The 13,122-nt window shown below is 62.0% G+C and carries 14 protein-coding genes; 1 reads left to right on the top strand and 13 read right to left on the bottom strand.

Going from position 1 to position 13,122, the window contains the following annotated elements:
* Window positions 1-155 precede the first annotated feature (155 nt).
* From AC0J42_RS09325 to sdhC, 4 genes are read right to left on the bottom strand one after another with little or no spacing between them, the layout of a single operon-like run.
* On the bottom strand, window positions 156-860 hold the full coding sequence (locus tag AC0J42_RS09325; protein WP_473005929.1) for a succinate dehydrogenase iron-sulfur subunit: 705 nt from the start codon (window positions 858-860) through the stop codon (window positions 156-158).
* An 11-nt stretch (window positions 861-871) separates the two neighbouring features.
* A complete protein-coding gene (sdhA, locus tag AC0J42_RS09320; protein WP_416423272.1) occupies window positions 872-2,644 on the bottom strand; it encodes a succinate dehydrogenase flavoprotein subunit in 1,773 nt (590 codons plus the stop codon).
* A 3-nt stretch (window positions 2,645-2,647) separates the two neighbouring features.
* The gene (gene sdhD, locus AC0J42_RS09315) at window positions 2,648-3,016 is read right to left on the bottom strand and encodes a succinate dehydrogenase, hydrophobic membrane anchor protein (RefSeq protein ID WP_416423271.1); all 369 of its coding nucleotides are present in this window, start codon (window positions 3,014-3,016) and stop codon (window positions 2,648-2,650) included.
* Complete coding sequence (gene sdhC / locus AC0J42_RS09310; RefSeq protein ID WP_008372071.1) at window positions 3,010-3,384, bottom strand: succinate dehydrogenase, cytochrome b556 subunit; 375 nt, start codon at window positions 3,382-3,384, stop codon at window positions 3,010-3,012. Before sdhC ends, sdhD begins: the two co-directional genes overlap by 7 nt.
* 363 nt (window positions 3,385-3,747) lie before the next feature.
* Between sdhC and gltA the strand changes: the two genes are divergently transcribed.
* Window positions 3,748-5,037 (top strand): citrate synthase, encoded by a 1,290-nt coding sequence (gene gltA, locus AC0J42_RS09305; protein ID WP_416423270.1) that lies wholly within the window; start codon window positions 3,748-3,750, stop codon window positions 5,035-5,037.
* An 845-nt stretch (window positions 5,038-5,882) separates the two neighbouring features.
* Here gltA and AC0J42_RS09300 read toward each other — a convergent pair.
* From AC0J42_RS09300 to AC0J42_RS09260, 9 genes are all read right to left on the bottom strand, one after another.
* The gene (locus tag AC0J42_RS09300; RefSeq protein WP_416423268.1) at window positions 5,883-6,488 is read right to left on the bottom strand and encodes an START domain-containing protein; all 606 of its coding nucleotides are present in this window, start codon (window positions 6,486-6,488) and stop codon (window positions 5,883-5,885) included.
* A 47-nt stretch (window positions 6,489-6,535) separates the two neighbouring features.
* Window positions 6,536-6,793, bottom strand: a complete 258-nt coding sequence (locus AC0J42_RS09295) for a YkgJ family cysteine cluster protein (protein ID WP_416423267.1) — start codon at window positions 6,791-6,793, stop codon at window positions 6,536-6,538.
* 123 nt (window positions 6,794-6,916) lie between these two features.
* Window positions 6,917-7,369: a translation initiation factor 2 gene (locus AC0J42_RS09290; RefSeq protein WP_416423266.1), complete on the bottom strand. Its 453-nt coding sequence runs from the start codon at window positions 7,367-7,369 to the stop codon at window positions 6,917-6,919.
* Window positions 7,370-7,510: 141 nt separating this feature from the next.
* Window positions 7,511-8,956 carry an aminotransferase-like domain-containing protein gene (locus AC0J42_RS09285; RefSeq protein WP_473005928.1) on the bottom strand — a complete coding sequence of 482 codons (1,446 nt, stop codon included), beginning with the start codon at window positions 8,954-8,956 and terminating at the stop codon, window positions 7,511-7,513.
* A gap of 196 nt (window positions 8,957-9,152) precedes the next feature.
* Window positions 9,153-9,971 carry an OmpA family protein gene (locus AC0J42_RS09280; RefSeq protein ID WP_416423264.1) on the bottom strand — a complete coding sequence of 273 codons (819 nt, stop codon included), beginning with the start codon at window positions 9,969-9,971 and terminating at the stop codon, window positions 9,153-9,155.
* Entirely contained in the window at window positions 9,968-10,321 is a 354-nt protein-coding gene (locus tag AC0J42_RS09275; RefSeq protein WP_416423263.1) for a DUF4398 domain-containing protein, read from the bottom strand. The genes AC0J42_RS09280 and AC0J42_RS09275 overlap by 4 nt, the downstream gene beginning before the upstream one ends.
* 9 nt (window positions 10,322-10,330) lie before the next feature.
* Window positions 10,331-11,146, bottom strand: a complete 816-nt coding sequence (locus tag AC0J42_RS09270; RefSeq protein ID WP_416423262.1) for a substrate-binding periplasmic protein — start codon at window positions 11,144-11,146, stop codon at window positions 10,331-10,333.
* Between the two features lie 94 nt (window positions 11,147-11,240).
* Window positions 11,241-12,170, bottom strand: coding sequence for an electron transfer flavoprotein subunit alpha/FixB family protein (locus tag AC0J42_RS09265; RefSeq protein WP_416423261.1), 930 nt, complete (start codon window positions 12,168-12,170; stop codon window positions 11,241-11,243).
* Window positions 12,171-12,920 carry an electron transfer flavoprotein subunit beta/FixA family protein gene (locus AC0J42_RS09260; RefSeq protein WP_416423260.1) on the bottom strand — a complete coding sequence of 250 codons (750 nt, stop codon included), beginning with the start codon at window positions 12,918-12,920 and terminating at the stop codon, window positions 12,171-12,173.
* Window positions 12,921-13,122 lie beyond the last annotated feature (202 nt).

Raw genomic sequence — 13,122 nt, 5'->3', positions numbered from 1 at the left:
CAAGTAGTCCGGGTACCAGCCCGGATGCCCCTGCTGGTCTCATTGCTTCAAAATTAAAAGCGAAGGCCTTGTGGGCCACGCTCTGGTTGTTACCAGGGTACGGGCTGAAGAAGACCCGCACCCTGGCGCTTTACGTTACAGCAGGTGTATCAGTATCAAACGCCGCTTTGCAGCAGCATGTTACGTACGTGGCCGATCGCCTTGGTAGGGTTCAGACCCTTGGGGCAAACGTTCACGCAGTTCATGATGCCCCGGCAGCGGAACACGCTGAACGGGTCATCCAGGGACGCCAGACGCTCTGTGGTCTTGGTGTCACGGCTGTCAGCCAGGAAACGGTAGGCTTGCAGCAGCGCAGCAGGGCCCAGGAACTTGTCCGGGTTCCACCAGAAGGACGGGCAGGAAGTCGAGCAGCAAGCGCACAGGATGCACTCGTACAGACCGTCCAGCTTCTCGCGCTCTTCCGGCGACTGCAGACGCTCGATGGCCGGGGCCGGCGTGTCGTTCTGCAGGAAAGGCTTCACCTTCTCGTACTGCTTGTAGAAGATGCTCATATCGACGACCAGGTCACGGATTACCGGCAAGCCTGGCAGTGGACGGATGACCAACTTGTTACCTTTTACGACAGCGGACAGCGGCGTGATGCACGCCAGGCCGTTCTTGCCGTTGATGTTCATGCCGTCGGAGCCGCAAACGCCCTCACGGCAGGAGCGACGGTACGAGAAACCCTCGTCCTGCTCCTTGATCAACGCCAGCACGTCCAGGACCATCAGGTCCTTGCCGCCGGTGTCGACCTGGAAGGTCTGCATGGACGGCGCGGTATCCACGTCGGGGTTGTAGCGGTAAACACTGACTTGCAACATGGCGGCCACCCTTAGTAAGTCCGGACTTTAGGTTCGAAAGTCGGAACGGTTTTCGGCGAGAAGTTGACAGCACGCTTGGCAACGCGCTTCTCACCCGGGAAGTACAGGGTGTGGCACAGCCAGTTTTCATCGTCGCGGTCTTCGTAGTCTTCACGGGCGTGGGCGCCGCGGGACTCTTTGCGATGCTCTGCGGCGATCGCGGTGGCTTCGGCCACTTCCAGCAGGTTCTGCAGCTCAAGGGCTTCGATTCGAGCGGTGTTGAAGCCTTGGCTCTTGTCGTTGATCTTGACGTTGGCGATACGCTCGCGCAGGGTCGCCAGCTGGGCGATGCCCTTCTGCATGTATTCGCCGGTACGGAACACGCCGAAGTAGTTCTGCATGCACTGCTGCAGTTCTTTGCGCAGGGTAGCGACGTCTTCGCCGGTGGTACGGGTGTTCAGGCCGTTCAGGCGAGCCAGGGCCACTTCGATGTCGGTGTCGCTGGCGCGGCTGTATTCCACGCCTTCGCTCAGGGCCTGCTCCAGGTGCAGGCCAGCGGCGCGGCCGAACACCACCAGGTCGAGCAGCGAGTTGCCGCCCAGGCGGTTGGCACCGTGCACCGATACGCACGCCACTTCACCCACTGCGAACAGGCCAGGGATGATGGTGTCGTTGCCTTCGGCGTCCTGGGTGATGGCCTGGCCATGAATGTTGGTGGCGATGCCGCCCATCATGTAGTGGCAGGTTGGAACCACAGGAACTGGCGCGACGACCGGGTCAACGTGGGCGAAGGTCTTCGACAGTTCGCAGATGCCAGGCAGGCGGCTGTGCAGCACTTCCTCGCCCAGGTGGTCGAGCTTCAGCATCACGTGGTCGCCGTCAGGACCGCAACCGTTGCCGGCGATGATTTCTTTAACCATCGAACGGGCAACCACGTCACGACCAGCCAGGTCCTTCGCGTTCGGCGCATAACGCTCCATGAAACGCTCGCCGTGCTTGTTGATCAGGTAACCACCTTCACCACGGCAACCTTCGGTAACCAGCACACCGGCGCCGGCGATGCCGGTCGGGTGGAACTGCCACATCTCGATGTCCTGCACCGGCACGCCGGCACGCAGGGCCATGCCCACGCCGTCACCAGTGTTGATCAGGGCGTTGGTGGTGGACGAGTAGATACGGCCTGCACCGCCAGTAGCCAGTACGGTCGCGTCGGCGCGGATGTACGAGGTTTCACCGGTTTCGATGCAGATGGCGATCACGCCGACGAACTGGCCGTCGGAGTTCTTCACCAGGTCAACGGCGTAGTATTCGTTCAGGAATACGGTACCGGCCTTCAGGTTGGCCTGGTACAGGGTGTGCAGCAGCGCGTGACCGGTACGGTCGGCAGCGGCGCAGGTACGAGCGGCCTGGCCACCTTTACCGAAGTCCTTGGACTGGCCACCGAACGGACGCTGGTAGATGCGGCCCTGCTCGGTACGGGAGAACGGCAGACCCATGTGTTCCAGTTCGAACACGGCTTCCGGACCTACGGAACACATGTATTCGATAGCGTCCTGGTCACCGATGTAGTCGGAACCCTTGACGGTATCGTACATGTGCCAGCGCCAGTCATCGTTCGGGTCGGCCGAGGCGATAGCGCAGGTGATGCCACCCTGGGCGGATACGGTGTGCGAACGGGTCGGGAACACCTTGGTGACCACGGCAGTCTTGTGACCGCCCTGTGCCAGTTGCAGCGCAGCGCGCATGCCGGCGCCACCACCACCGATGATGATGGCGTCGAAAGTCATTGAATTGATGCTAGCCATGAATCAGATACCCCAAAGAATCTGCACACCCCAGACGAAGTACGCGAACATTGCTACGCCGCATACTGCCTGGAACAGGAAACGCACTGCCGTCGCCGCCTTGCCCAGCGCCATTGGCGTCAGGTAGTCGGTGGCGATGGTCCACATGCCGACCCAGGCGTGAGCACTGAGGGCCACCAGCGCCAACAGGCTGAAGATGCGCATGGCGTTGTGGGAGAACAGCGCATGCCATTGGTCGAAACCAATGCCCGGATGCGCAACGAGGTATCCGATCAGGAAAATGAAATAAGCCGCGAGGACAACCGCCGACACACGCTGTGCCATCCAGTCGTAGAGGCCCGAACGCGAAAGATTCGTAACGCTGGTTACCATATCCAAACTCCTGCCAGAACGATCAGCACCACGGAAACGGCGATGATGATTTTGGAGCCACGGCGACCGCCTTCCAGCGTCTCACCAATACCGGCATCCATGATCAGATGGCGCACACCGGCCACCAGGTGATACAGCAGGGAGGACAAAAGACCCCATGCAACGAACTTGGCCAGGGGGCTGGTCAAGGTGTCCTTCACGGACGCGAAGCCTTCTTCCGAACCCAGGGATTTGCCCAATGCATAAAGCATGAAGCCGATACCCAGGAACAGGATGATGCCCGATACGCGATGAAGGAACGACGTTACGCCGGTTATGGGGAGTTTGATGGTCCTTAGGTCTAGGTTTACAGGTCGTTGGCTATTCACGGCTTTTTTTCACACTGAAGAGCCCCTAGCAAGCAGGGCAAGTTGTCGGGAAGTGTACTGGTCAGGTACCCACCACCCAGGGAGTGACGACGCCAGCGGAAACGGGCTGAAAAGCCCCTGACGGTCGGCTGCCGAGTATAGACAGTTAGGATACTAATGACAACGCGCCGACCTACCCGAAAGGGCGGATTGCGCTATATGAAAAAAAGGCGTAAATGGCAGGGATCAGCAATGAAAAAACGCGCTAAAAGCCTTGTACAGCCTGACTTTAAGCAAATTGACATTCGGATTTATCTCACTATAGTGGTGCGGGCCCTGCGTGGGGGGTCTGTCTGATGATTTCAAGCATTAATAGGAGGCCACATGGCTGACAAAAAAGCGCAGTTGATCATCGAGGGCGCAGCCCCCGTCGAGCTGCCCATTTTAACCGGCACCGTTGGTCCCGATGTTATCGACGTGCGAAGCCTGACTTCCACGGGCCGCTTCACTTTCGACCCTGGTTTCATGTCGACCGCCTCGTGCGAATCGAAGATCACCTACATCGATGGTGACAACGGCATCCTGCTGCACCGGGGCTACCCGATCGAGCAGCTGGCCGAGAAATCCGACTACCTGGAAACCTGCTACCTGCTGCTCAACGGCGAACTGCCGACGGCAGAGCAGAAGGCCCAGTTCGTCAGCACCGTGAAGAACCACACCATGGTGCACGAGCAGTTGAAGACCTTCTTCAACGGCTTCCGCCGCGACGCCCACCCGATGGCCGTGATGTGCGGCGTGGTTGGCGCCCTGTCGGCGTTCTACCATGACTCGCTGGACATCAATAACCCGCAGCACCGCGAAATTTCCGCCGTGCGCCTGGTCGCCAAGATGCCGACCCTGGCAGCGATGGTGTACAAGTACTCCATGGGCCAACCCATGATGTACCCGCGCAACGACCTGACGTACGCGGAAAACTTCCTGCACATGATGTTCAACACCCCGTGCGAGATCAAACCGATCAGTCCAATCCTGGCCAAGGCCATGGACCGCATCTTCATCCTGCACGCCGACCACGAACAGAACGCCTCGACGTCCACCGTGCGCCTGGCAGGCTCGTCGGGTGCCAACCCGTTCGCCTGTATCGCCGCCGGCATCGCCGCACTGTGGGGCCCTGCCCACGGCGGTGCGAACGAAGCCGTGCTGACCATGCTCGATGAAATCGGCGATGTGTCCAACATCGACAAGTTCATCGCCAAGGCCAAGGACAAGAACGATCCGTTCAAGCTCATGGGCTTCGGTCACCGCGTCTACAAGAACCGCGACCCGCGCGCCACCGTGATGAAGCAGACCTGCGACGAAGTCTTGAAAGAGCTGGGCATCAAGAACGACCCGCAGCTGGAACTGGCCATGCGCCTGGAAGAGATCGCCCTTACCGATCCTTACTTCATCGAGCGCTCGCTGTACCCGAACGTCGACTTCTACTCGGGGATCATCCTCAAGGCGATCGGCATTCCAACCAGCATGTTCACCGTGATCTTCGCCCTGGCACGTACCGTGGGCTGGATCTCGCACTGGAAGGAAATGCTCTCCAGCCCGTACAAGATCGGCCGCCCGCGCCAGCTGTACACCGGCTACGATTCGCGCGACGTGAGCAAGCTGGAAGACCGCAAGTAAGTTTTCCAGCTGCAAAAAAAGGCTGCCCTCGGGCAGCCTTTTTTATTTCCATCCACCAATGATCCAGATCCAGCCTGCAACCTGGACCTGGCTGCTGATCTTGATCTGGCTTGTGATCTGCTTGTGATCTTGATTTTGATCTTGATCTTGATCTTGATCTTGATCTGGCTTTTGATCTTGATTGTATGCCCCGTAAAGCGCCAGGGCCGACTGGAGGCGTCGATCAACGGGCTGCCCGAAGGGCCGAGGCCGCAGGCCGAAGAGACGGTAACCCGCAGGCTTCTATAGCGGGTGCCGTCTGCCCGTTGAGCGACGCCGGAAGGAGGGGACCCGTAGCGCAGCGGAGGGCCCAAGCAGGGGCAAGCGTTTTTTGCTTACTTTTTTTGGCGTCTGAAAAAAAGTGAGTCGGCGTAAGGCCGAAACAGTCGGTGGTCGCACCACGAAAATGGATATGTCCGAATCCCTCAGAAGCGAGATTCGAAAGCCATGCACATATCCAATATCAAGGGTGATGCACAATCACCTTTCCGCCCTTACGGCGGCTCACTTTTTGTCAAACGCCACAAAAAGTAAGCAAAAAAGGCTTGCCCCTGCTTGGTCCCTACGCTTCGCTGCGGGTCCCCTCCCTCCGGCGCCGATCAAGCGGACGACGGCCCGGAATAGAAGCGTCTCCGGTTCCGTCTTCCTCGGCTCCGCCTCGGACCGCTTGCTCGCCGCCTCCAGTCGGCCCTGGCGCTTAATGGGGCACACAATCAAGATCAAGGGCCGCACGGGATCAAGGTCAAGGGCGGTTCGCGGTGGTGCCGATGCAGCTGTAGCTGCAGCTGCAGCTGCAGCTGCAACCTTTACTGCTCAGCCTTGGTACGCAGCTCTTTCAGCGTATTGAACGGTGCCTCGACCACAAACTTGTTCGCCACGAACGACGGCACGCTACCACCCGGCTCGGTGTGCACCTGGTAGGTCACTTCGGTGCTGTCCGCACCCTTGGGCACCAGTTTCCAGAAGCCCTGCACCTGGGCCACGCGCACGAAGCCTTTCTCGGGCGGCAGGTAGGTCGGCACCTCCTCCAGGTTGCGGGTCAGGCTGCCATCGGCGCCCTGCACTGTGGTGATCTCCAGCACCGAGTCACGCGGGGTCACCGGCCACGGCGTGTTGAACTGGGTGTAGGTCCAGGCCTTGTCACCCTCGTGCTTGAGCAGCTTCTGCAGCTTGCACTCGTGGGTCCAGGTACACGCGCCGGCCACGTCTTCCTGCAGGGCGCGAATCTTGGCGATCGACGCCTTGATGGTGGTCACGCCACGGTAAGCCTTGTAATCGGAGCCCGGCACCACGGCCAGCGACACCTTGATACCGTCTTCGTCCTTGGCCGTCTGCCAGTCCTCGGCATGCACCGCGGTGGCGACCAGCGCCGTCAATCCACATACAACAGCCAAACGATGCAGCGAACCCATAATTATTTTTCCTTATAGTCCAGAAGGTACACCGCCCTCACCGCCCGTCAGGCTACAGATGTCATCTGCTCCCACCACCCCAGCAACTGTATCGCCTGGGCGTCCGTCTCGCCGCACACTTCCGGGTCCGCCTGGAACCCGCCACACACCGCGGGGCGCTCCGGGCGGCCGAACAGCTGGCACAGGTTGCGCGCATCGAGCTGCACGCAGCGCTCGCCGGCAGGCTTGCCGTTGGGCATGCCCGGAATGGGAGAAGAGATGGAAGGGGCTATGCAGCAGGCGCCACAGCCTTCACGGCACATCATGACGACACGAACCTCACGTCAGGCAATGAATCGGGTGTAGGGGGATAGTAACCGCTTAAACAGGCGTTTGAAATTGGCCCGGAAGGATTTTCGACAGGGCGATGCTGCCAACCGCCCGTCCGATTACTGCTTGAATTGGAAATCCAGCGCCGCGCCTTCCACTTCGCGGGTGTTTTCGTTGCGCCGCTGCAGCTGCAGTTCGTTGCTGAGCAAGCGACCGTTGAGCTGGAAGTCCTCGGTTTTCTTTTCGTCGAAATAGGACGGCAGCAGCGCCTGATCCCTGGCTGGGGCCTGGGCCTCGGTTTTCTTCGCAGGCTCCAGCGTGTTGACCATGGCCTTGGGCAAGGACAGGTCCAGCTTCGCCTTGGGCAGGTCGGCCGCCACGGCATCGGCGTCCTTGCGTGCCTTGGTCTTGCTGGCGACCGGCTTCTTCACCGGCTTGGCCTTGGCCACCGGCTTCTTGACCACGGGCGCAGCCTTCTTCACCGGCGCCTTCTTCACGGCCGCGTGCGCGCCGTCCGCCTGGGCCAGCAACGGAAAAGGTTCGGTGGAGGGTAACGATTGCGCACACGCCATGCCCGATCCCAGGCACAGCACAAGCAGTCCGATACAACGCAAGGCATTCATAGACACAGGCAGAAATGGCAGCACAAGGCTATATGCTCCCCGCTAGAGGGCTCGCTGGCAAGTCCCCGAGCGGTAACAGAACGTAAATCCTTAGTAAAACTGGCCGCTCGCCACCTCCTGGCACAGTTGCCCTGCCAGCAGGCCCAGGGTCATCAGCGCCCGCTCCGCCTCCTTGTTCCACGGCATGCCGCAGTTCAGGCGGATGCAGTGGTTGAATTGCTCGGTGTTGCTGAAGATCAGGCCGGGAGCAATGCTGATACCCTGCTCCAGCGCCCGCACGTGCAATTCCTGGGTATTGACCCGCCCCGGCAGGCTCACCCAGAGGATGAAGCCACCCAGCGGCCGGGTGATCTGCGTGCCATCGGGGAAGTACTGCTGCACGGCCAGCTGATAAGCGCTGAGGTTCTTGCGGTATTCATGGCGGATGTAGCGCAGGTGGCGGTCGTAACCGCCGTTTTCCAGGTAGCTGGCGATGCCCATCTGCGTCACGCTGCACGCCGAATGGGTGGTGAAGGTCTGCAGCCGCTGGATTTCCGCCTGGTACTTGCCGGCGATCATCCAGCCGATGCGCACGCCAGGCGACAAGGTCTTGGAGAAACTGGAACAGTAGATCACGTGGCCCAGGCGGTCGTAGGCCTTGAGCGCCTTGGTCTTGCCCTGCTCGAACATCAGCTCGCCATAGATATCATCCTCGACGATCTGGATATCGAAGTCCGAGGCCAGGCGCAACAGCTGCTTCATGCGCTCTTCGGGCATGGTGCCGCCCAGCGGGTTGCTCAGCCGCGGGGTCAGCACCAGGGCCTTGATCGACCACTGGTTGGCCGCCAGCTGCAAGGCTTCCAGGCTGATACCCGTGGAGGGGTCGCTGGGAATCTCGATGACCTTCAGGCCCAGCAGGTCAGCCAGTTGCAACAGGCCATAATAGGTAGGCGATTCGGCGGCGATCAGGTCGCCGGGGCGGGTCAGCACGCGCAGGGACATCTGCAGCGCATCCACGCAGCCATGGGTGATCACCACCTCGGAAGGGTCGACCACCACGCCGGCGTCGCGCATACGAATCGCCACCTGCCGGCGCAGCGGCTCGAAACCGGGGCTGAACATGTAGCTGAACGCCCGCGGACTATGGAAACGCGTGACCTTGGCGATCTGCTGGTGCAGGGCGCGCACCGGCAAATAGTCCACGTGGGGCACGGCAGCCCCCAGCGGGAACACCCCTTCGCGGCGCGACTCCACCAGCACCTGCTGGATGATGCTGGCCCGGGTCACCAGGCCCGGCCGCTCCACGCGGGCGATGTCCGGGGTCGGCGCGGTCAGCGCCGGGGTCTGGTGCACGTAGTAGCCCGACTGCGGCCGGGCGCGGATCAGCCCCTGATCCTCGAGGTTGGCGTAGGCCTGCAGCACCGTGGCATGGCTCACGTTGAGCTGCGAACTCATCTTGCGCACCGACGGCACCCGCTCCCCCGGCTGGTAGACGCCACGGCGTATATCCTCGGCCAGTTGCTGAGCGATGCGCTGGTAGAGCAGAAGACTGGTCATGCGGGGCTTCTCGACTGATCAGGCGGTTTTTTGATTTTAGTACCGGAACAGTTGAAAAGTGTACGGGGACAGTTGCGCGATTGCGAGGGGATTATGCCCCCGTAGCAGCGGCCACAGGCCGCGTCCAGCCTCACCGCGCACGCCTTACCTGGCGCGGCGCGGCCGGACGCGGCCTGTGGCCGCTGCTACGGGTGGTTCAGCGGGCGGCGCCGAGCACGCCCTTCTCGTCGGAGAACACGATCTCGACACGGCGGTTCATCGCCCTGCCCCGCTCCGACGCGTTGGCTTCCACGGGGTACTGGTCGCCATAACCCTGCACCTGGATGCGCTTGTCGTCGATGCCCAGGTCCACCAGGGTGTCGGCCACGGTCTGCGCGCGGTCCTTGGACAGCCCCAGGTTGAAGTCGCTGTCGCCGGTGTTGTCGGTGTAGCCCTCGATGCGCACCACGCGCTTGGGGTTGAGTTGCAGGAACTGCACCAGCTTGAGAATCATGCGGTTGGCCGACGGCTTCAGGTCCGCCTCGCCGCTGTCGAACAGCACGTCGCCCAGGGTCAGCACCAGGCCGCGGTCGGTCTCGGTGGTGGCCATGCTGACAAACTGCTCTTCAAGCGCCTTGCCCTGCTGCTGCACGCTGTTGAGCTTGGACTCACGCAGGGCCAGCTGCAGGCGCTGGCGCTCCAGGTCCTGCTTGGCGAGTTTTTCCTTGTTCAGCACCAGTTGGGTGTGCTCGCGGGCGATCTCGCTGTAGCGCTGGCTGAGGTAGGCATACTGCGCCACGTCGTCGCCACTGCCCCAGTAGTTGGCCAGGCGCTCGGCACGCGACAGCGACTCGCCGGCGCGGATCACGTCGCGCGGCGCGGCGCGCAGCACGTCGGCATCGTCCTTGACCGTCTGGAAGCTGGCGCTGGCCTGCTGCAAAGTCACCGCTGGCGCACCGGCATGGCTGGCACAACCGAACAGGCCCAGGCAACCCAGGGCAATCAGGCCACCGCCCACGCGTGTAGACAGGCTCATTGCACTTCCCCCAGCTGCTTGTGCAGGCGCACGATACGGGTGTTGACCTGGGTCAGCTGCTCCTGGCTCTTCTCGGTGAGCACCCGGGCCTCGGCCAGGCGTGCGTCCAGCTCGGCCTGCTCGGCCAGCAGGCGGGCCTGGCGGTACGACTGGCTGCCGTTGGCGGCCAGGGCGCTGGCGAGCTTGTCGCTGGCCAGTTTCATCTCATCCACCTCATCGGTGGCACCCACGGCACGCGCCTGGTCCACGGCCTGCTCGGTCAGGCGCAGTTGCTCGACGGGGGCCGGGTCGCTGGCACACCCGGCCAGGGCCAGCACCGCCACGACGGCGGTCAAAGCTTGAATTCTCACACGGATTCCCTACTGGTTTGGGGCACTGGCCGGTTGCGGCACGCGCGGTTGCTGCAAGCTCGCCTTCCACCGTTCGACATTACGCTGCAGCACCGCCTCGGCTTGGCCGGACGCGGGCAATTCTGTCATCTTTTTCGCCAGCTGTCCGCGCAGCCAGGGGTCATTGCAGGCCGAATTGTGCGACAGCGCCAGGTACAGCCCCGGGCGGTCCAACGGTGTCTCGTGGGCGACCACGTCATTGCCCAGCCCCAGGGTCTGGGACACGGCCTGGCCGGCGTAGCGCCCCGCTACCACGTACTCGACCTTGCCCAGCATCAATTGCTGGAAGGCCGCGGTCAGCGACTCGGCGGCGGTCAGGCTCAGGTTCTCGTCGGCGAAGCGCTTGAACGAGGCACCCAGGCGCGCCCGCGCCGACACCGCGCCGGCATGGCCGTGCAGGTCGCCCACGGTGTGGTAGACCATTGCCGAGCCCTTGCGGGTCCACACCAGGTAATCGTTGAGCGCCATGCGCGGGTGGATGTAGTCCAGGGTTTCCAACTGGTCGAAGGCCATCGGGGCGTCCACCAGCAGGTCCATGCGCCCGCTGCGCACCTCCTCCAGGGCCTGGGAGCGGCGGCCGCTGTACAGCACGTCGATCTTGATGCCCAGCTCGTCGCCAATGCGCTTGAGCTGGTCGACGTTGGCGCCGATCAGGTGGGTGGGGTCATCCGGGTCGCGCCACGAAAAGGGCTGCGCATCCGGGCTGCCGGTGGCCACCAGGCGCTCGCAGGTGCCGGCGGCGCTGGCCAGGGTGGGCAGCAACATGGCGATTGCCCAGGCGCCCATTCTCAAGGCTCGCTTCATCGTTAATCCTTCCAACTTCCACACATAAAAAAGCCCGGTCATCGGACCGGGCTCTTTTATAAGTGAAGCAGCTGGATCAGACCAGCTTTTCCAACTCGGGCACCGCTTCGAACAGGTCAGCCACCAGGCCGTAGTCGGCCACCTGGAAGATTGGCGCCTCTTCGTCCTTGTTGATCGCAACGATCACCTTGGAGTCCTTCATGCCCGCCAGGTGCTGGATCGCGCCGGAAATACCGACGGCGATGTACAGCTGTGGCGCAACGATCTTGCCGGTCTGGCCGACCTGCATGTCGTTGGGCACGAAACCTGCGTCCACGGCGGCGCGCGAGGCACCGACGGCGGCGCCCAGCTTGTCGGCCAGGGCGTACAGGTGCTTGAAGTTGTCGCCGTTCTGCATGCCGCGGCCGCCGGAAACGACGATCTTGGCAGCGGTCAGCTCAGGGCGGTCGGACTTGGCCAGCTCTTCGCCAACGAACGCCGATTTGCCGGCATCATGGGCAGCGCCCACGGCTTCGATGGCAGCCGAGCCACCTTCGGCGGCAACGGCGTCGAAGCCGGTGGCGCGCACGGTGATGACCTTGATGGCAGCGTTCGATTGCACGGTGGCAATGGCGTTGCCGGCGTAGATCGGACGCTTGAAGGTGTCAGCCGATTCCACCGAGATGATCTCGGAGATCTGGTCGACGTCCAGCTGGGCAGCGACGCGCGGCAGCACGTTCTTGCCGTTCGAGGTAGCCGGGGCCAGCACGTGGCTGTAGGCCTTGGCCAACTCGACCACCAGCGGCGCGACGTTTTCCGGCAGGAAGTGCGCGTAGGCGGCGTTGTCGGCCACCAGCACTTTTGCCACGCCGGCAATCTTGGCGGCAGCTTCAGCCACGGCGCCAACACCTTGGCCAGCCACCAGCACATGCACATCACCACCGATTTTCGCGGCAGCTGCGACGGTGTTCAGGGTAGCCGGGGCTACGGCACCATTCTCGTGTTCAGCGATAACCAGGATAGTCATTTAGATTACCTTCGCTTCGTTTTTCAGTTTCTCGACCAGTTCTGCAACCGACTTGACCTTGATGCCAGCGCTGCGGGCAGCCGGGGCTTCAACCTTGATGGTCTTGTTGGTGGAAGCCACGGAAACACCCAGGGCGTCCGGGGTCACGGTTTCCAGCGGCTTCTTCTTGGCCTTCATGATGTTAGGCAGCGAAGCGTAACGAGGCTCGTTCAGGCGCAGGTCGGTGGTGACGATGGCGGGCAGGTTCAGCGCAACGGTCTGCAGGCCGCCGTCGATTTCACGGGTGACATTGACCTTGTCGCCAGCCACGTCCACCTTGGAGGCGAAGGTGCCCTGGCCGAAGCCGGTCAGCGCCGCCAGCATCTGGCCGGTCTGGTTGTTGTCGCTGTCGATGGCCTGTTTGCCCAGGATCACCAGCTGAGGCTGTTCCTTGTCGACAACGGCCTTGAGCAGCTTGGCCACGGCCAGGGAGTTCAGTTCTTCGGCGGCTTCCACCAGGATGGCGCGGTCGGCGCCCAGGGCCAGGGCGGTACGCAGTTGTTCCTGCGCAGTGGCCGGGCCAATGGTGACGACGACGATTTCAGACGCGACGCCCTTCTCTTTCAGACGCACGGCCTCTTCCACGGCGATTTCGCAGAAGGGGTTCATGGACATCTTGACGTTGGCGAGATCGACGCCGGAGTTGTCCGCTTTGACACGGACCTTGACGTTGTAGTCGACCACTCGTTTGACAGCTACAAGAACCTTCATGGATTCCTCGTTACTCTCCGGTGAAAAGAATGTCGCCCGGCAGGCCAGGCGATGCTCAGTGGGCACAAGGGCACCTTTAAAAACGACGGCGAGCCCGCTTAATTTAGCATTGCTCCCTGAATTCAATGACTTAGCGGCAAAACCGGGCAGTCACGGGCGGTGGCGACGTGTAAACTCCACTACAACAGGGGCAAGGCGTGCC

The sequence above is a fragment of the Pseudomonas sp. Tav-5-1A genome (genome assembly GCF_055755055.1).
The sequence above is the reverse complement of the archived record's forward strand: the minus strand, read 5'-3'. Positions and strand labels throughout refer to the sequence as shown.